The sequence below is a fragment of the Streptomyces sp. NBC_01233 genome, from assembly GCF_035989305.1.
Lineage (GTDB): Bacteria > Actinomycetota > Actinomycetes > Streptomycetales > Streptomycetaceae > Streptomyces.
Genome location: NZ_CP108514.1, coordinates 4,400,572 through 4,417,671, shown reverse-complemented (window position 1 = coordinate 4,417,671; position 17,100 = coordinate 4,400,572). Strand labels below are relative to the sequence as shown.

Genomic DNA, 17,100 nt, shown 5'->3' with positions numbered 1-17,100 from the left:
CCGGGTGCTTGGCTGTGTGCTGCCCTGTGCTCGGCTGAATGGGGACACGGGATGCGCCGGAAGGGCAGGGTCGGTGCCTTTGTGGGGGGTCAGACGGTGCCGGCGGGGGTGGCGGCTTCGTCGATTGGCCCGACCTTGAAGCCGCCGTCCGCGACGGGCTGGGTCTGGCCGGTGCGCTCGGCCTGCAGTTTGTTGCGCAGGAGGCGGGCGGGTTTCTGGCCGATCCGTAGTGTGGTGCGCAGACGCTCGGCGGTCAGCTGGTCGTCGCTCCAGTCGGCGGTCAGGAATCGGGCCTCGTGGAGGACTTCGGCGTCGGTGCGGTTGCGGTGGGCGGTCGGCTTGGTGGCGGCGGGGACCCGACCGGTCGCCCGACGCGGCGCCGATCCCGTCGACTCCGCCACGGCGGCCGACCGGGGTGGTCGGGCAGCAGGAGCGGGGGACGGTGTATAGCGCTCGGTCGGCCTCGTCACGGGTGGCTCGGTGACCTTCAGGGGGGTCGACTCGGTCGGCTGCGCGGGGTCCGGTTTGGCCTGGTCAGACCTCGACTGTGGGGCCTCCTCGCCAGCCGACTGGTCGGCTTGCCGGTCGCCCGACTGGTCGGAGGCCATTTCTGCGGGGCCGGCCGACTCGGGGTTGTGGTGCAGCACCTTGGCCACGAGGTCCGACCCGAAGTAGATCGACCCGACCGGGAGCGAGGTCGCCAGCAGTACGAGGGCCCAGTTCGCGGGGTCCCAGTCGGTCAGTCGACCCCACTGGACCGACGTGGTGTGCAGGGCGGGAACGAGGCCGTGCACGTAGTTCAGCAGGAGGCTGGCGATCGTGTAGGCGGCCAAGACCCGCAGCGCGAACGTGCGGTCGGTGCCGGTCAGGAAGAGCGCGGAGACCAGCGCGAGGGCCATCAGCCCGTCGACCACGATCGGGTAGAGCAGGGCGGCGGTGGAGTCTGCGCCGATGGCGCGGGCCACGTCGGACAGCGCGTTCCACGAGACCCGGAAGGCCATGAGGACGACGGCCACCAAGCCGAGGACGAGGGCGATGCGTCCGCTGCGGTTCACGTGACGGCCCCCGGCGGGTGAGGCTGTTCGGCGGGCGCCGGCAGCATCGTCACTTTGGTGAGGGTCTCGTCCTTGGCGGCCGGGGTGGGTGGGGAGCGGGGTGATGCCGGCGCGGATGCTGCGTTTGCCGTGTGTCGCTGCCGGGGTGCTTGGGGCAGGGGAGTGCAAGGCGGGGGGCTCCAGGGTAGAGAAGCGGGTCTTGTGTTGGGGTCGTTCACGGCGTTCACGCGGGGGGCGTTCACGCGAGCCCCCTTCTAATACTGCAACCGCATGTGTGGGTCGTGGCCTCGGCGTTGGTAATGGCAGCGGCGGGCTCGGGCCTGGCTGCGGCGCCGGAAGTGTGACCAGTGCAGACGGTGCTCGTTGCTGTGGCAGCGGGGCGTGACGACGACGTGCCCGATCATCCGGCGGATCTCCGGGACGCTGAGGGGTATGAGGTCTTGCTCGTCATCTCCGCTGCCCCTTTTGCGGCTTCTGCGGCACGGATGGCCGTGAGGTAGGCCAGGACGGCCATGGCGAGGGTGATGTGCCGGTACCAGGCCCGGTAGAGCCGCACCTGGTAGTGATCGAGCCCGCATTCACCCTTCGCGGTCTGGAAGCATTCCTCCACCGCCCACCTGGCTCCGGCGGTCCTGACCAGGTCTTTCAGCCGGGAAGTGACGGGGCCGTAGCAGACGTAGTAGGCGATGTCGGTGGGGTCGGACAGGTTGCGGCGGGCGAGCACCCAGTGCCCGGATCCGCCCTCCCAGGTGGGCCGGATCGCGACGCGGGCCCAGTGGTAGATCCGCTGGCCGTGGGCGCCGGCTCCGGCGGAGATCCGTTTCCATGCCTGCTTCGGCAGGGCCGCGATCAGCTCGTCGACGCGGGCGTCCCGGCCGTCGGCGGTGATCACGGTGTCGTTGACCTTGGTGGCCAGCACATACGCGGCCTGGCGTTCTTCCAGCCAGGCGCGGAAGTGCTTGACCTGCCCGTATGCCTCGTCCGCGGTCACCCAGGCGAAGGGAACAGCCGCGTCGATGGCGCGTTGCAGCATCCACTTGAGGTGCTCGATCTTCGTGGCGAACGGCACGGTGTCGTCGATCCCGGCTGCCCGGCAGCGGTCGCGGTCGTCCGTCCAGGACTTCGGGACGTAGAGTTCCCGGTCGATCAGCGCCCGCCCTTTGGCGGATGCGTAGGCGAGGAAGGTGCCGATCTGGCAGTTCTCGGTGCGGCCAGCGGTGCCGGAATACTGCCGCTGGACCCCTGCTGACCTGGTGCCCTTCTTCAGGAACCCGGTGTCGTCCCCGATGAGCACGCCATCCTTGGCGCCGATGGTCTCCACGACGAAGTCCCGGACATCGTCCCGGACCGCGTTCTCGTCCCATTCGGAGTGGTTGAGCAGGCGTTGCACACCGTCCGGGCGGAGCTGGCCGACCTGCTCGGCCAGCGTCCACCCGTTCTTCTTCTCCAGCGGAGCAAGCAGGCCCCTGAGGTAGTCCAGAGCCCGATCACGTGGCTCCGACCTGCCAAAACGATGCCCGAACCGGGCATGCAACCCCGCTACACCCTCGGACCACGACTCGATCTGCTCAACCGTCAGCGATTCATCACACAGTCACAACAACGAGCAACCTCACCGACCGTCACGCCACATGCGGTTGCAGTACTAAAGGCAATACCAGTGATTTAAGGGTCCGGGGTGCCTGGGGTCTTCGGTGGGTTGGTCGGGGCCGTTTTGTGGTGTGGGGCGATGGCCACGGCTCGGGCTGGGTCGAGTGTCGGCTGTGGCCAGAGCCGGTGTGCGGTGCGCTTGACGCCGAAGTTGGACATCTTGCGTTTGACGACGCGGGCGTTCGACCGCTGTCGTCGCGGTGGCAGGAGGTGACGGGCTATCTCTCGTATCCCGTCGGTGAGGGCTGTGGCCAGGCGGTCAGGGGAAAAGGCCGCCTGCGCGGTGACCTGGCGTAGGGCGAGGCGGAGGGTGCGGGTGAAGGAAAGCCGGTCGGTATCGGTGTCGGTGTCCCGGGCGGCGGTGTGCATGAGCTGGCGGATCGCGTGATGGACGAGGAGGTGGGCCCAGACCTCCTGTTCGACGCCGTCGGGCGATCGGGAGCGCAGGACCTGGGCGGGGCCGCGTTGGTGGGTCTTCAGCTCGTCCAGTGTGGTCTCGATCTCCCATCGCTCGTTGTAGAGGGCCGCCAACTCCGCCGCGGGTGCGGCTTCGTGGTCGAGGATGGTGGTGATCAGCCGGTACGGGGCGTCGTGCTGCGGGCGTCCGGGGTCGTCCAGGGTGTACTCGATGACCCGCACCACGGTGGGATCGGTGCGTTTGCGGTGGTCCTTGGCCGCCACGATGTCGGAGAGGTAGGACCCGTCGGGGAGCTCGCGCCGCACGGGCAGGACGGCGTTGGACTTGATGCGCCAGAGCAGGTCCGCACCGCCGGCCGATGCCGCTCGCCACTGCTCCAGCCCGGCGAAGCCCCGGTCGGCCATCAGCAGGTCATCCGGTCCAAGGGCGTCGAACAGCTCCCGCGCGATCACGGACTCCGCGGTGGTGAACGGCCCCAGAGCCGCGCGGGTGATGGCGTGCGTGCCGCACTCCGCCAGCGCCACCACCCGCACCTGCGGGAACGCGGTCCGCTCGCCCCGGTGGGTGGCGGGACGACCGAACCGGGCGTCGTTCTCCTCACTGTCCGGCACGTCGAACGTGGTCCCGTCGACCGCCATCAGACGCCAACACCCGTACCACGCACCGGGAGTGGACTCGGTCGCCACAGGCCCGGCGGACTGCTCGAAGAGAGCCTTGAGCGGCTCGGGCCCGAGCCTGGCCCGGGCCCGGGAAACCGCACCGGGCGTAGGCACCTGCCACGAACCCGACCAGTGCTTGGCCCAGGCCAGACCCTGAGTGAGCAGCCGTGCGACCTCTTCGTAGCCCTGACCGGAGAACAAGCACATCGCCAGCACGAAGTAGACGACCACCCGTGGAGGCAGCAGCCGGTTGCGCTGCCCGGCCTTCCCGGATTCCTCCACGACCCGGTCCACCAGCTCCGGCGGGAACGTCCGCGTCAGCAGTCCGATCGCGATCCGATCCGACAACCGCTCGTCCGTCTCCGGCTTGACCTGTCCAGGGCGTGGCATCCAGACACCTCCTGGCCAACACCCTACCAGCCGGGATCCTTAAGTCACTGGTATTGGTACTAAAGGGGGGCTCGCGCGTGTACGCCTGGGTGCGTGTACGGCGTGTACGCCTCCGTGATCGTGTGACCTGCAGTTTTGTGGTGAGCGTGCACGCCTGCGGCGGGTTGTGGGCCTGTGCGTGCGGGAGGGGCGCGTGTACGCCTGCGTGAACGCTCCGCAGGGGCCAGCGCGGGGGTTAGCCGACGGCGGTGAGGTGGCGGGCAGAGGGGTAGTAGCGGGCCTGCTGGCCGCCTCCGGTCCCTCCGGCGATGCCGTCGGCCTTCGTTGCCAGGCCACTGTCGACGAGCCGACCGAGGTGGCGTCGTGCCTTTTCGATGTCGGCGCGGTCGGGGTCGCCGCCGCCGATGAGGATGGTTGCCAGGTCGCGTGCGGACAGCCCGCCCGGGGCGTTGCGCAACAGAACGGCGGGGTCCTTGGTGGGGTCGACGATTGTGGTGCCGCGCACGTGGTCGTGGGTGACGTCCAAGGGGCCGACCTCGCCGGTGGAGGTCTTGAGGTGGTGCAGGGTGACGGCGGGGTCGCCGGCCTTTCCGGTGACGAACAGGACACTGCCCGCGCCGGAGACGTACCAGGTGGAGCCGTAGACCTGGTCCAGGCTGGGGCGCTGGCCGCGCGGCGCGTCGGCGCTGGCCTTGCGCTGGTGGTGCAGCTCCATGATTTCCACGCCGCCGCGCAGGGCCCGGTTTCGGGCGTTGTGGAAGGCGACCGCGAGGCTATCGTCGACCATCGTGCTGACCGCGTCCTTGAGGCTGTCGATCACGATGGTGTCGGCCTGGTGGGCGGCGGCGAGGTCGGCGAGGAGGTCGGGCTCCTTGTCGAGGGTGGCGGGCAGTGGGCCCTCCCAGACCACGAGCCGCTCCCGAAGGATCTTCTCGTCGGTCTGGAAGACGCGGCGGGCCATGGCCTTGGCGATCTGCTTGGGACGGTCCATCGCCAGGTACAGCACCCGTCGGCTGGGCGCGACGGGCATCTCCAGGACGGTCTCCTGCAACCCGAGGCGGGCGAAGACCACCTGATGGGCCAGCGTGGTCTTGCCGACGCCCGGAGCGCCGACGATCATCAGGCTCTCGCCGGAGGCCCAGACGGTCTTCTCGCGCGTGCCCCACAAGGGCTCCGTGTCGGCGCCGGTCTCCTTGACGAACGACCATCCGTCTTTGGCGAAGCGGGACAGCCGCCCCTGCCCCGAGGCCAGTGCGCGCTCCCGTTCGGCGCGTACTTCCGCCTCGACCTCGCTGCGTATCGCCTCGGGATCCGCGCCGGGCTCCTGGGCCCGCTGGAGAGTGCGCACGGCGGAGGTCACCAGGCGGCGCAGCTCGGCCTTCTCGCGGACGATCTCCGCGTGGTGCTCCGCGCTGCCGGTGCCGTAGGGCGCGTCGGCGAGCTGGAACACGTAGGCGGGTCCGCCGACCCGCTGCAGGTCGCCTTGCTGCTGGAGCAGCTCGGTAAGGACGATCGGGTCGGTGGGATTGTCCTCGCGGCGCTGGGCGAGGAGCGCGCGCCAGATCGTCTCGTGGGCGGGCCGGTAGAAGGCGTCGTCGCCCAGGAGGGGCCGGACCGCGTCGATGACGTCGGCTTTGTGCATGCAGGCGCCGAGGACCGCGCGCTCGGCGTCGATATTGAAGGGCGGCTCCAGCGGCGAGGCGTCCTCGTCGAAGTGGGATGGCGTCTGGGGAGGCAGGGTCGTACCCTGGGGCATAGAGCTCCTCACCCGGCAGGCCATATGGGGCGGCAACCCCGGCCGGACCGGTTCGATCGTTCAGGGATGGGCGGTTTCGAGGGTTCATGCTTTGCCCCCGGTGCTTCGCAGCATCGGGGGCTTTTCCATGTCCGTCTGCGTTCCCCGGTGTTCGGGGGTGGACGGACAGCATACCCAGGAGTTTCGATAATGCAATGACTTGCATTCGGCTCCGCAACGGTGTTCACTTCTGACCCTGGCCGCAGTGGACCCCCTGGGGTCACCCTGAAGGGAGGAGGTGGGTATGAGCAGCAACGACGGCGCGGCACGCACAGCGGGCCCGGAGCGGCCTGTGCCCGAGGACTACGTCGCTGATCGCATCAAGCAGGAACGTGAGGCGCGCGGCTGGAGTACGGTCGCCCTGGCCGAGAAGATGGCTGAGGCCGGTCACCCGGTCAACCAGGCCGCGATCTGGCGCATTGAGAGCGGCAAGCCGCGACGTCGGGTCAATCTCGACGAGGCGCTCGGCTTCTGTCAGGTATTCGGCCTCACCATGGACGAGCTGACCGCGCCGCCCATGAAGCATGCCGACCCGATCATTCGCGGCATCGTCCGCGAATGGATCGAAAACAAGGCTGCACTCGCGCGGGCGAAGCGCGACGTGGAGATCCTGGAGAGCCAGATCGATCGTGAGGACTTCGAGCTGAAGCACTTCGCTAGCTACAGCGACGAGCACGAGGCCGAACTCGAACAGCTGATCCGACGCGAAGAAGACGCGTGGAAGCGCCAGCACCCCTGAACGAACGCAGGTCACGAGTCCGAGTGCGCAGGTTGGGCCGGCGACGTCCGGCCATCGGCAGGACACTTCGGGGCTGCTAGGGCCTGTTCTGAGTTGAGATCACGGGATCGGTCATTCTCGCTTCAGGAGGGTGCTGGCCGGGGTAGACCGGTCGCATGACTCGTGATGATCTGACCGATGCCGAGTGGGAGTTGATCGAGCCGCACCTGCCGCTGGGGGCGTTCGGACCGATCCCTGACCTGCGCCGCTACTTCAGCGCGGTGATGTGGAGGTTCCGGACCGGCAGTCCCTGGCGGGATGTGCCGGAGAGCTACGGCTCCTGGTCGACGATCTACGACCGGTTCCGGATGTGGGCGCGTGACGAGGTCTTCCAGACCCTCATGGACGCGATGATCGCCGAGGCGGAGGCTCGCGACGATGTCGATCTCAGCCTGGTGAGCGTGGACTCGACCGTTGCTCGGGCGCATCACCACGCGGCGGGCATGGCGGTCGCCCCGGAGCTCCTTGAGGATCTGGAGAAGGCCGTGGCGGAGGAAAAGGGGCTGCAATAAAGGGACAAAACGACCCCGTAGGCGAGGGATCCGCGGACAGGGAGGACCCCGAGCGGGAACAGCGCCGAGCCGTGCGCCGGCGCCGCAGGGCCCGACTGCGGGCCGCCGAACTGGGCCGCTCCCGGGGCGGGCTCACCAGCAAGATCCACCTTGCCGTCGAGCGGCGCTGCCGCCCGCTGTCCATCATCCTTACCCCCGGGCAGGCCGCGGACAGCCCGCACTTCATCCCTGTCCTCAAGAAGATCAAGGTGCGCGGCCGGATCGGCCGCCCCAGGACCCGGCCGGACGCAGTGGCCGGCGACAAGGCGTACTCCTCCCGAGCCAACCGCGCCCACCTGCGCAGACGCAACATCAAGGCGGTGATCCCGGAAAAGGCCGACCAGGCTGCCAATCGCAAGAAGAAGGGACGCTCCGGCGGCCGCCCGGTCAGCCACGACGGCACGCTCTACAAAGATCGCAACACCGTCGAGCGCGCCATCAACAAGTTCAAGGAATGGCGGGGGCTGGCCACCCGCTACGACAAGACACCTGAGAGCTATGCCGCCGGGCTCCACCTGCGCGGATCCATCCTCTGGTTACGCAGCCTGCCAGCCCTCCCGTGATCTCAACTCAGAACAGGCCCTAGCGCCGAGAAACGTGCCCCATGCCCTACTGCATCAGCACCGCCCATCCCTGAACATCACCACCGGCCTGGTCCGCGAGGGTTGCCGCCCCTGCTACCGCGTGCGCCGGAGGAGGAGCACACCCTTGCCCCAGCACTCCCTGCCCCTTGCCCAGATCGCCCAGCTGCTCGACGTCCCCGAGGACTCGCTCCGCGCGCTCATAGCCGCACGCAGCAGTGACCAGGGCGACACCACCCTCGTCGGCCTTACTGTCACCGAAGCCGCCCGCCGGATCGGCATCGGCCGCACCAAGCTGTACGAGTACGTGTCGTCTGGCGAGATCGCCTCCGTCAAGATCGGCAGCTTGCGCCGCATCCCAGCAGAGGCGGTGAACGACTTCCTGGCCCGCCGCCTGTCGGCGAGCGACTTCGGGGCCGCCGCGTGACGCGAGCCTCCGTACCGAAGCCCCGCCAGCCCAACGGCGCCTCCACGATCTACCTCGGCAAGGACGGCAGATGGCACGGCCGCGTCACCGTCGGCGTCAAGGACGACGGCACGCCCGACCGGCGCCACGTCGGCCGCAAGACCCGCGCCGAGGTCACCAAGGTCGTCCGCGAGCTGGAGCGCCAACGCGACAAGGGCACGGTCCGCAAGGTCGGCCGGAGCTGGACGCTGGAGACCTGGCTCACCCACTGGGTCGAGAACATCGCCGCAGCCCATGTCTCCGAGAACACCATCGACGGATACCGCGTCGCGGTGAACCACCACCTCATCCCCAGCCTCGGCGCCCACCGCCTGGAGAAGCTCCAACCCGAGCACCTGGAGCGCTTCTACAAGAAGATGCAGGACTCCGGCAGCGCCGCCGGCACCGCCCACCAAGTCCACCGCACCGTCCGCACCGCCCTTAACGAGGCGGTCCGCCGCGCCCACCTCACCGTCAACCCGGCCACGATCGCCAAAGCCCCGCGCCTGGAAGAGGAAGAGGTCGAGCCGTACACGGTCGAAGAGGTCCAGCGCCTGCTCGCCGAGGCAGCCAAGCACCGCAACACCGCCCGCTGGGTCATCGCCCTGGCCCTGGGTCTGCGGCAGGGCGAAGTCCTCGGCATGCAGTGGGACGACGTCGACTTCGACCTCGGCGTCATCCGTGTACGCCGTGGCCGGCTGCGGCCCCGCTACAAGCACGGCTGCGGCGACCGCTGCGGGCGCAAGCCCGGCTACTGCCCCCAGAAGATCAACACCCGGCGCGAGACGAAGAACGCGAAGTCCCGCGCGGGCCAGCGCCCCATTGGCGCCCCAGACGAGCTGCTCCATCTCCTGCGGCAGCACCGCGAGGAGCAGGCCCACGAGCGGGCCCAAGCCCGTGACCTGTGGACGGAGAAGGGGTACGTGTTCACCTCACCCACCGGCGAGCCCCTGAATCCGAACACGGACTATCACAAGTGGAAGGAGCTGTTGAAGGCCGCCGGCGTCCGCGATGCCCGCCTCCACGACGCCCGCCACACCGCGGCGACCGTCCTGCTGATCCTCGGCGTTTCCGACGCGGTCGTCGACGCCATCATGGGCTGGGAACCCGGCAAGTCCGCCCGGATGCGCCGCCGCTACCAGCACCTCACTAGCCGCGTCCTCAAGGACACCGCGGATAAGGTCGGCGGCCTGCTGTGGGGCACAGCCCAGACCGTGCGAAGTGCGCCGGGGGCTGGCCAGAGCCCCGTCCCCGCCGAGCTGGTGGTGCACGTCGCCCGCCTTGGTGAGCGGCGGGTTCCCTTCCTCCACCGCGAGCACGCCGACGAGGTCCTCGCGCAGTGGAGTGAGGACTGGCCGGACCACACCGCAGAGCTCGAGCAGTGGGACCGGCGGCGCTGGGAACGCGATGGCTCTGGCGGCCTGCGGGCCATCCGGGATCAGATGCCAGTAAGAGCGGTGGTCTTCCACGCCCGCGCGGTCTTCCTTCCCGGTGGCGCGCGTGAGACAAGCGACCTGCCCGAGACCTGGTCCGTGCCGGCGTGGGAGTTCGAGGTCGACGCCTACACCGCCCGCCCGTCAGCTTGGCGCACAGCCCGCCGCCCAGCCCCCGGACAGGAGGTCGAAGCGCAGGTGCGCGGTACGAGTAAGGATGCCGTAGAGGCGGCGTTCGCCGAGGCGTGTGCGCAGGCTGTGGACCGTGCCCAGCACCCGGGCAAGTACGGCGATGTCGACGACTGGTGACGACTGATACACGGTTGGGTCAACGCCGCCGCAGCTTACTGTCAGGTACGACCCAGGGGATGGATCAGGACGCGAGCAGCGCGACGCGGCCTGGCACCGCCACCGGTTGTCGGGCCTCCGTGCGTCAGTCGACGAGGTAGTGGGGTGTCCCCCGCCCGTTTCCCTTGCATGCCAATAAGACTGGGCCCAGCTCTGACGAGCTGGGCTCAGAACCCGAGATTCCAACAGACTTCTAGTGCGTCAATTCGTCGAACACATCGTCCGGCAGCGTCTTGATGTACGCGATGCGTGCACGGATGGCTGCCTCAAGATTGGCCAACGACAAGCTCACCGAAGGTTCGGTGAAGTTTTCGCTGCCTGCCTCGGCGGTGAGTAGAGCGACTGCGTCGTAGTTGCCTTCCTTGACCATGCGATCGAAGAAGATCTTGTAGCGCCCTATGTACGACGCCCCCTCGAAGATCGGGTCAGCCGGGAACGGCATGTTCTTGGGTACCTTGATCGCGCTCAACGATCCCGGCGCGCTTTCCACGAACATGATGAAACCGAACCAGGGCTTCAACTGGCCAAACAGGCCGCGCTCCGCGGCCATCTGGGAGTCGGCCGCGAGTCCGAGGGCTTCCTCCGTCCGGTTGTTGAAGTTGTTGCCGAACGAGGGGCCTCGCTGGGACTTGAACTCCATCGCCGCGATCAGGGAGCCGCGGTAGAGCACCAGGAGGTCCCAGTTCTTCGACGGTCGAAAGTACGCCGGGAGATTGTTGTGACCGGTCGTTCGCACCTCAAGGGTGATGTCCGGATCGGCGCGCCATATTTTCGCCACGACTTCCTGCAGCGCGTCCATCTGCTTGCCGCCCGTGACGGCTGCTCGGTTGCCAGTGTCCTTGACCCCGGTCGCCTGCCCCTGCTTGGCGGCCTGTAGGTCCAGGCCAGTCCAGTAGCCGAGAACGGCGGCGCGCCACGTCTCGACAGGTGTCAGGTCGCTCATGACCCCTCTTCTTCTATTCGGATACTCAGATGCTGCCAGCAGGCAGCCCGTACGCTTCTTCGGCCGCACGCGTCGCAGCCACCCTGTCGCCGGCGCGGAACGCGTCACGGAGCCTGGAGGCGATGTCGTCGGGGATCGCTTCGGGACGCGGAACGGTGATTTTCCGCAAATACTGCGCCTGGAATCGCAGCGTGCCGCCGCGCATCTTTACGCCGTAGGCACTCACGAAGGCTTCTGCGATCCGGGAAAGCAGCAACCCGCCGAGCACTTCCATGTCCCACGACGACGAGACGATGTAGTACAGGTTGTGGTGCGGGTAGTAGCCACCCGGCTCCAGCACCGGCGTGATCTGGGCTTTCATGTCCTGAAGAAGTAGCTTCGGCCGTTCGGCGAGGCCCGGGTAGACCTTGTCGATCGTGCGGTGCCAGGTGTTCGGGTTCTTCCTCGCGACGAAGCGCATCTTGACGTTCGGGTGCGACGCAAGCGCGTCCGCGAACTTCGGGTAGTCCGCGAGATCCACGAGCCTGCCTTCGTCATCCCACGGGTTCAGCAGCATTTTCGAAGGCGTCGTGAGACGACCTGCGCGAATGTCGTCGGCCATGACGATGGGTGTCAGCCGATCTTGCTCCACGTCGATGCCAGCGTCTGGGCTGATGATGTAGGCCTTGTCGGCACCGGTCGCGACCCCAATGCTGATCTTCGTCTTGCCGTCGGCTTCCAGCGTCGGGAAATTCTCCTGCAGATGCTCCAGCAGCTTGATGGTGTGAGGGGATCCTGCGGGCCAGAAGTCGTCGGTCTCGAACCAGCTGGGCAGGCGTGCACCCTCCCATCCCTGGCCTGAAGCCTCCTCCGCCGTGCCCCGCACGAACGCCATGGCCTCACTCGCGGAGGCCACTCCGAATGCGGCAGTAGTGTCGATGAACGTGGAGCTGCCCTGCTCGGAGTTGGCCAGTACCGTGATCGCCGGATAGGCCGAGACCTCTGCTTCGAATGCGTCCACGTCATGCATCTGCCACACGGACTCGACCGCGTAGCGTGAGGTCACGAGACCCCGCAGGTGCTTCCCGTAGGCGTTCCGCATCCAACGGTCCGCGCAGATGAACCCGACCTTCCCGTCGCTTGCGAGCATGGACAGCGAACGCTCATAGAAGCCGACGTAGATGTCCGCCCGCCCACGCATCGTCCGCCATGTCTTGCGGTAGGCAGCCTCGGTCTCATCATGGAGATCCTCGGTGCGGATGTACGGCGGGTTGCCGATCACGAAATCGACATCCGTCGGTACCTCGTCGAGAAGGAAGTCGCCGTGACGCAGCCAGCCTGCAGACAGGGCTCGGGCCTCTTTGGGACTTGCCCCAGCGGCTTGGAGCATGTCTGCCGACTTCTTCCGGCAGGTCGCGACATGCTCGTGCTGGAGATCGAGACCGTACAGACAGTCAGCCAGCGCTGACAGCTTCGTGCCATGGACCTTTGCAGACTCGAGCAGTCGCTCCAGTACGGGGACGAAAAACGCTCCGGACCCGATGGACGGCTCAACGAGCTTCATCTGGGTGAGGTCCCTGTCTGCCGTATAGCCGACCAGATCAAGAATCGTCTCGACGACCCATCGACGGGTGAAGACCTCGCCGTACTCGACCTCGTCGGGGGCAGCTGCGGCCATGGGTCCCTCTCGTCATGGCTCACTGCATGAGCCCTCACCTCAAGGCTATCGGTGGGCACGACCGCCATAGGAATTCCCGCAACTACTCGGATTCGTGGCTCCACGGCGGCTCGTCGAAGCTCTCCTCCATGAGCAGCGGAGTCCAGCCTCCTGTGCACCTCCGGCAACAGGCACGTGACGCAGCAGGGCAGCCGCCGGCTGATCAACCTCGGCCTCACCCGCACCACAGGCGCGGTGGCGCAGGTTCATGATCGTCCGTTCGCGCCAACTGAGACCAAAACTGAGACCACGGAACGACGAAGAACCCGGCCGCGATGCGGTCGGGTCCTTCGTTTGCCCTGGTGGGCGAGTGCGGAGGATACGAGATTCGAACTCGTGAGGGGTTGCCCCCAACACGCTTTCCAAGCGTGCGCCCTAGGCCACTAGGCGAATCCTCCGCCGCAAACAATACAAGACGTTGAGGGGTGCTCGCGAACGTGATCGTCGGCGGGAGGGCAGGTCGGGGTCCGGCTCGATTCCGGGGGCCTCCATCCGCTAGGGTGGGGCCAGCCCCTCACGTGGCGCTATCTCACCCAACTCCCCCAGGGCCGGAAGGCAGCAAGGGTAAGTGGGCTCTGGCGGGTGCGTGGGGGGCGCTTTGCGTTCCCGGAGGGTTCGTGACGTCGGCGGGCCGCCGTTGTCGGTGGGCCCGGATAACCTCGTATACGTGTCGTCCCTTGCGCTGTACCGCCGCTATCGCCCCGAGTCGTTCGCCGAGGTCATCGGGCAGGAGCATGTCACTGCACCGCTGATGCAGGCCCTGCGGAACAACCGGGTCAATCACGCGTACCTGTTCAGCGGGCCGCGCGGGTGTGGAAAGACCACCAGCGCGCGCATCCTCGCCCGGTGCCTGAACTGTGAGCAGGGTCCCACTCCGACCCCCTGCGGGGAGTGCCAGTCCTGCCGGGACCTCGCCAGGAACGGGCCGGGGTCCATCGACGTCATCGAGATCGACGCCGCCTCGCACGGTGGTGTGGACGACGCCCGTGACCTGCGTGAGAAGGCTTTTTTCGGGCCGGCGTCCAGCCGCTACAAGATCTACATCATCGACGAGGCCCACATGGTCACCCCGCAGGGCTTCAACGCCCTGCTGAAGGTGGTCGAGGAGCCGCCGGAGCACCTCAAGTTCATCTTCGCCACCACCGAGCCGGAGAAGGTGATCGGGACCATCCGGTCCAGGACGCACCACTACCCCTTCCGGCTGGTGCCGCCCGGCACCCTGCGGGACTACCTGAGCGAGGTCTGCGGGCGGGAGGGCGCCACGGTCGAGGACGGCGTGCTGCCGCTCGTCGTGCGCGCCGGCGCCGGGTCCGTGCGTGACTCGATGTCCGTCATGGACCAGCTGCTCGCCGGTGCGGGTGATGACGGTGTGACGTATGCCATGGCGACCTCGCTGCTCGGGTACACCGAGGGGTCCCTGCTCGACTCCGTCATCGACGCCTTCGCGGCCGGGGACGGGGCCGCCGCCTTCGAGGTCGTCGACCGGGTGGTCGAGGGCGGGAACGACCCGCGCCGGTTCGTCGCCGACCTGCTGGAGCGCCTGCGCGACCTGGTCATCCTGGCCGCCGTGCCCGAAGCCGGGGAGAAGGGACTGATCGACGCCCCGGCCGATGTCGTGGAGCGGATGCAGGCCCAGGCGTCCGTGTTCGGGGCCGCCGAGCTGTCTCGCGCCGCCGATCTGGTCAACGCCGGGCTCACGGAGATGCGCGGCGCGACCTCGCCGCGGCTGCAGCTGGAGCTGATCTGCGCCCGCGTGCTGCTGCCCGCCGCCTTCGACGACGAGCGGTCCTTCCAGGCCCGGCTCGACCGGCTGGAGCGCAGCGGGGCCGCAGCCTTCGCGGCCGCGCCCGCCATGGGTTACGTACCCGGGCCCGAGGCGCACGCCATGGCGCCCGCCGGCCCCGGCGGGGGTGTGGCCGCCGCGCGCGCCGCCGCTGCCGCCGTCCAGCCGCCCGCGCAGGTGCCGGCTCCCGCGCCGGTACGGGCTCCCGCGCAGCCGGAGGCTCCGGTGCAGGCCGCGCCCGCCGCCCAGGCTCCCGCTGCCCCCGCGCCTGCCGCAGCCCCCGCCCCGGCCCCCGGGGCATGGCCCGGAGCCGCACAGCCCGGCAGCGGCGCCCCCGGCGCCTGGCCCGGAGCCGCGGCCCCGGCGGCACCCGCGGCACCGGCCGCTCCCGTGGCCCCGGCCGCCGGTGCCTGGCCCAGCGCGGCCGCCCCCGGCCAGGGCGCGCCCGCGCCCGTCGCCCCGGTCGCGGCCTCCGCTCCGGCTCCGGCCCCGGCCGCGGCCCCCGCCCCCTCTCCCGGCATGGCCGCCGGTGTGGGGCAGGTCCAGGCGATGTGGCCCGGCGTCCTGGAGGCCGTGAAGAACCGCCGCCGCTTCACCTGGATCCTGCTCAGCCAGAACGCCCAGGTCACCGGCTTCGACGGCACCACCCTCCAGCTCGGCTTCCCCAATGCCGGAGCCCGCGACAACTTCGCCAGCAGCGGCAGCGAGGACGTGCTCAAGGCGGTCCTGGCCGAGCAGTTCCAGGTCAACTGGAAGATCGACGCCGTGGTGGGCGGCGGAGGCCCGGCCCCCGTGGCCCAGGGCTCCTCGTACGCCGCCCCGGCGGCGCCCGCCTACAGCCCGCCGCCCCCGGTGCAGCAGTCCGCCCCGGCGGCCCCCACGCCCCAGTACCCGCAGCAGCCGCCCCAGCAGTCGGCTCCCGCCCCGCAGCCCCCCGTACATCAGGCGCCCCCGCCGGTCGCCCCCGAGGACGACTTCGCCGAGGAGGACGATCCCGACCTTGTGGAGAGCGCCCTGACCGGACACGACCTGATCGTGCGCGAGCTGGGAGCCACCGTTGTGGAGGAATACACGAACGAGTAGCGCCTCCCGATTGGGTGGCCGCACGAAACGGGCCACTGCGGCCGGGCTACCCTGGGCGGCGTGAAGGTCCTCGTCATCGGCGGCGGCGCCCGCGAACATGCCCTGTGCCGCTCTCTGTCCCTCGACCCCGCCGTCTCCGCCTTGTACTGCGCTCCCGGCAACGCCGGGATCGCGGACGTGGCCACGCTGCGCCCGGTCGACGCCCTCGACGGTGCAGCCGTCGCCACTCTCGCCACCGAACTCGCCGCCGACCTGGTCGTCGTCGGCCCTGAGGCCCCGCTGGTCGCCGGCGTCGCCGACGCCGTGCGCGCCGCCGGGATCCCCGTATTCGGACCGTCCGCCGAGGCGGCGCAGCTCGAGGGCTCCAAGGCCTTCGCCAAGGACGTGATGGCCGCGGCCGGGGTCCCGACCGCGCGCAGCTACGTCTGCACCACCCCGGAAGAGGTGGACGCGGCCCTCGACGCCTTCGGCGCCCCGTACGTCGTCAAGGACGACGGCCTCGCGGCCGGCAAGGGCGTCGTGGTCACCGAGGACCTGGCGGCCGCCCGCGCCCACGCGCTCGGCTGCGACCGCGTGGTCATCGAGGAGTACCTCGACGGCCCCGAGGTCTCCCTCTTCGCCATCACCGACGGCGTCACCGTGGTCCCGCTCCAGCCCGCGCAGGACTTCAAGCGCGCCCTGGACGGCGACCAGGGCCCGAACACCGGCGGCATGGGCGCCTACTCCCCGCTGCCCTGGGCCGACCCGAAGCTGGTCGACGAGGTCATGGAGCTGGTCCTCCAGCCCACGGTCGACGAGCTCCGCCGCCGCGGCACCCCCTTCTCGGGGCTGCTCTACGCCGGCCTCGCGATCACCAGTCGCGGCACCCGGGTCATCGAGTTCAACGCCCGCTTCGGCGATCCCGAGACCCAGGTGGTCCTGGCCCGGCTGCGCACCCCGCTCGCGGGCGTGCTGCTGAACGCCGCCAACGGCACCCTGGATGCCCTGCCCCCGCTCGTCTGGTGCGAGGACGCGGCCGTCACGGTGGTCATCGCCTCCCACAACTACCCCGAGACCCCCCGCACCGGGGACCCGATCGAGGGCCTGCTCGAGGTGGCCGCCGAGGACGAGCCCGATGCCTACGTGCTGCACGCCGGGACCCGGCGCGAGGGCGACGCGATCGTCAGCGCGGGCGGCCGCGTGCTGTCGGTGACGGCGACCGGTTCCGATCTGGCACAGGCCCGTGAGAAGGCGTATAAGGCGGTGGCGCGCATCCGGCTGGACGGATCGCAGCACCGTACGGACATCGCGGCGAAGGCCGCCGGGCACAGCTGACCAGCGGCTCCGCAGACCCGCGGGCCCGGTGCGCAGATCCTGCGCCCGGGCCCGCGGGCGTCTTCGCGTGCGAGTGCATCCGGCCGCGTTCGAACGCACCCACCTTTACCCAAAGCCATTCCATCGGGTGATCGTCACCCCGTCTGCCTGACGACCGGGCGTGCCCCAACTAGGGTGC

Annotated in this window: 10 protein-coding genes, 1 tRNA gene, 1 other RNA gene and 2 pseudogenes; 7 read left to right on the top strand and 7 right to left on the bottom strand. The window is 69.2% G+C overall.

Features of this window, described 5'->3' with window-relative positions; all coding sequences use genetic code 11:
* Positions 1 to 89 precede the first annotated feature (89 nt).
* The 4 genes and pseudogenes from OG332_RS20770 to OG332_RS20755 all read right to left on the bottom strand — a co-directional run bounded on the left by OG332_RS20770 (position 90) and on the right by OG332_RS20755 (position 5,928).
* Positions 90 to 1,055 carry a DUF2637 domain-containing protein gene (locus OG332_RS20770; protein WP_327414877.1) on the bottom strand — a complete coding sequence of 322 codons (966 nt, stop codon included), beginning with the start codon at positions 1,053 to 1,055 and terminating at the stop codon, positions 90 to 92.
* Positions 1,056 to 1,455: 400 nt separating this feature from the next.
* Positions 1,456 to 2,619 carry an IS701 family transposase gene (locus OG332_RS20765; RefSeq protein WP_327419319.1) on the bottom strand — a complete coding sequence of 388 codons (1,164 nt, stop codon included), beginning with the start codon at positions 2,617 to 2,619 and terminating at the stop codon, positions 1,456 to 1,458.
* 347 nt (positions 2,620 to 2,966) lie between these two features.
* Positions 2,967 to 4,172, bottom strand: a pseudogene (locus OG332_RS20760) (IS4 family transposase); the annotation flags it as partial.
* A 235-nt stretch (positions 4,173 to 4,407) separates the two neighbouring features.
* Complete coding sequence (locus OG332_RS20755; RefSeq protein WP_327414876.1) at positions 4,408 to 5,928, bottom strand: DnaB-like helicase N-terminal domain-containing protein; 1,521 nt, start codon at positions 5,926 to 5,928, stop codon at positions 4,408 to 4,410.
* 283 nt (positions 5,929 to 6,211) lie between these two features.
* Here OG332_RS20755 and OG332_RS20750 point away from each other — a divergent pair, with 283 nt between their 5' ends.
* The 4 genes and pseudogenes from OG332_RS20750 to OG332_RS20735 all read left to right on the top strand — a co-directional run bounded on the left by OG332_RS20750 (position 6,212) and on the right by OG332_RS20735 (position 10,064).
* The gene (locus OG332_RS20750; RefSeq protein ID WP_327414875.1) at positions 6,212 to 6,706 is read left to right on the top strand and encodes a helix-turn-helix transcriptional regulator; all 495 of its coding nucleotides are present in this window, start codon (positions 6,212 to 6,214) and stop codon (positions 6,704 to 6,706) included.
* Between the two features lie 155 nt (positions 6,707 to 6,861).
* Positions 6,862 to 7,859 (top strand): annotated as a pseudogene (locus OG332_RS20745) (IS5 family transposase).
* A gap of 145 nt (positions 7,860 to 8,004) precedes the next feature.
* Positions 8,005 to 8,304, top strand: a complete 300-nt coding sequence (locus OG332_RS20740) for a helix-turn-helix domain-containing protein (protein WP_327414874.1) — start codon at positions 8,005 to 8,007, stop codon at positions 8,302 to 8,304.
* Positions 8,301 to 10,064 carry a tyrosine-type recombinase/integrase gene (locus OG332_RS20735; protein ID WP_327414873.1) on the top strand — a complete coding sequence of 588 codons (1,764 nt, stop codon included), beginning with the start codon at positions 8,301 to 8,303 and terminating at the stop codon, positions 10,062 to 10,064. The genes OG332_RS20740 and OG332_RS20735 overlap by 4 nt, the downstream gene beginning before the upstream one ends.
* A 232-nt stretch (positions 10,065 to 10,296) precedes the next feature.
* Here OG332_RS20735 and OG332_RS20730 read toward each other — a convergent pair whose 3' ends face one another.
* From OG332_RS20730 to OG332_RS20720, 3 genes are all read right to left on the bottom strand, one after another.
* The gene (locus OG332_RS20730; RefSeq protein ID WP_327414872.1) at positions 10,297 to 11,046 is read right to left on the bottom strand and encodes a PaeR7I family type II restriction endonuclease; all 750 of its coding nucleotides are present in this window, start codon (positions 11,044 to 11,046) and stop codon (positions 10,297 to 10,299) included.
* Positions 11,047 to 11,071: 25 nt separating this feature from the next.
* Positions 11,072 to 12,703 (bottom strand): Eco57I restriction-modification methylase domain-containing protein, encoded by a 1,632-nt coding sequence (locus tag OG332_RS20725; RefSeq protein ID WP_327414871.1) that lies wholly within the window; start codon positions 12,701 to 12,703, stop codon positions 11,072 to 11,074.
* A 352-nt stretch (positions 12,704 to 13,055) separates the two neighbouring features.
* A tRNA-Ser gene (locus OG332_RS20720) sits at positions 13,056 to 13,140 on the bottom strand.
* Positions 13,141 to 13,247: 107 nt separating this feature from the next.
* Between OG332_RS20720 and ffs the strand changes: the two genes are divergently transcribed.
* The 3 genes from ffs to purD all read left to right on the top strand — a co-directional run bounded on the left by ffs (position 13,248) and on the right by purD (position 16,922).
* Positions 13,248 to 13,346, top strand: an RNA gene (ffs, locus tag OG332_RS20715) — signal recognition particle sRNA small type.
* Between the two features lie 63 nt (positions 13,347 to 13,409).
* Positions 13,410 to 15,608, top strand: a complete 2,199-nt coding sequence (locus tag OG332_RS20710; RefSeq protein ID WP_327414870.1) for a DNA polymerase III subunit gamma and tau — start codon at positions 13,410 to 13,412, stop codon at positions 15,606 to 15,608.
* 60 nt (positions 15,609 to 15,668) lie between these two features.
* A complete protein-coding gene (gene purD / locus OG332_RS20705; RefSeq protein WP_327414869.1) occupies positions 15,669 to 16,922 on the top strand; it encodes a phosphoribosylamine--glycine ligase in 1,254 nt (417 codons plus the stop codon).
* Positions 16,923 to 17,100 lie beyond the last annotated feature (178 nt).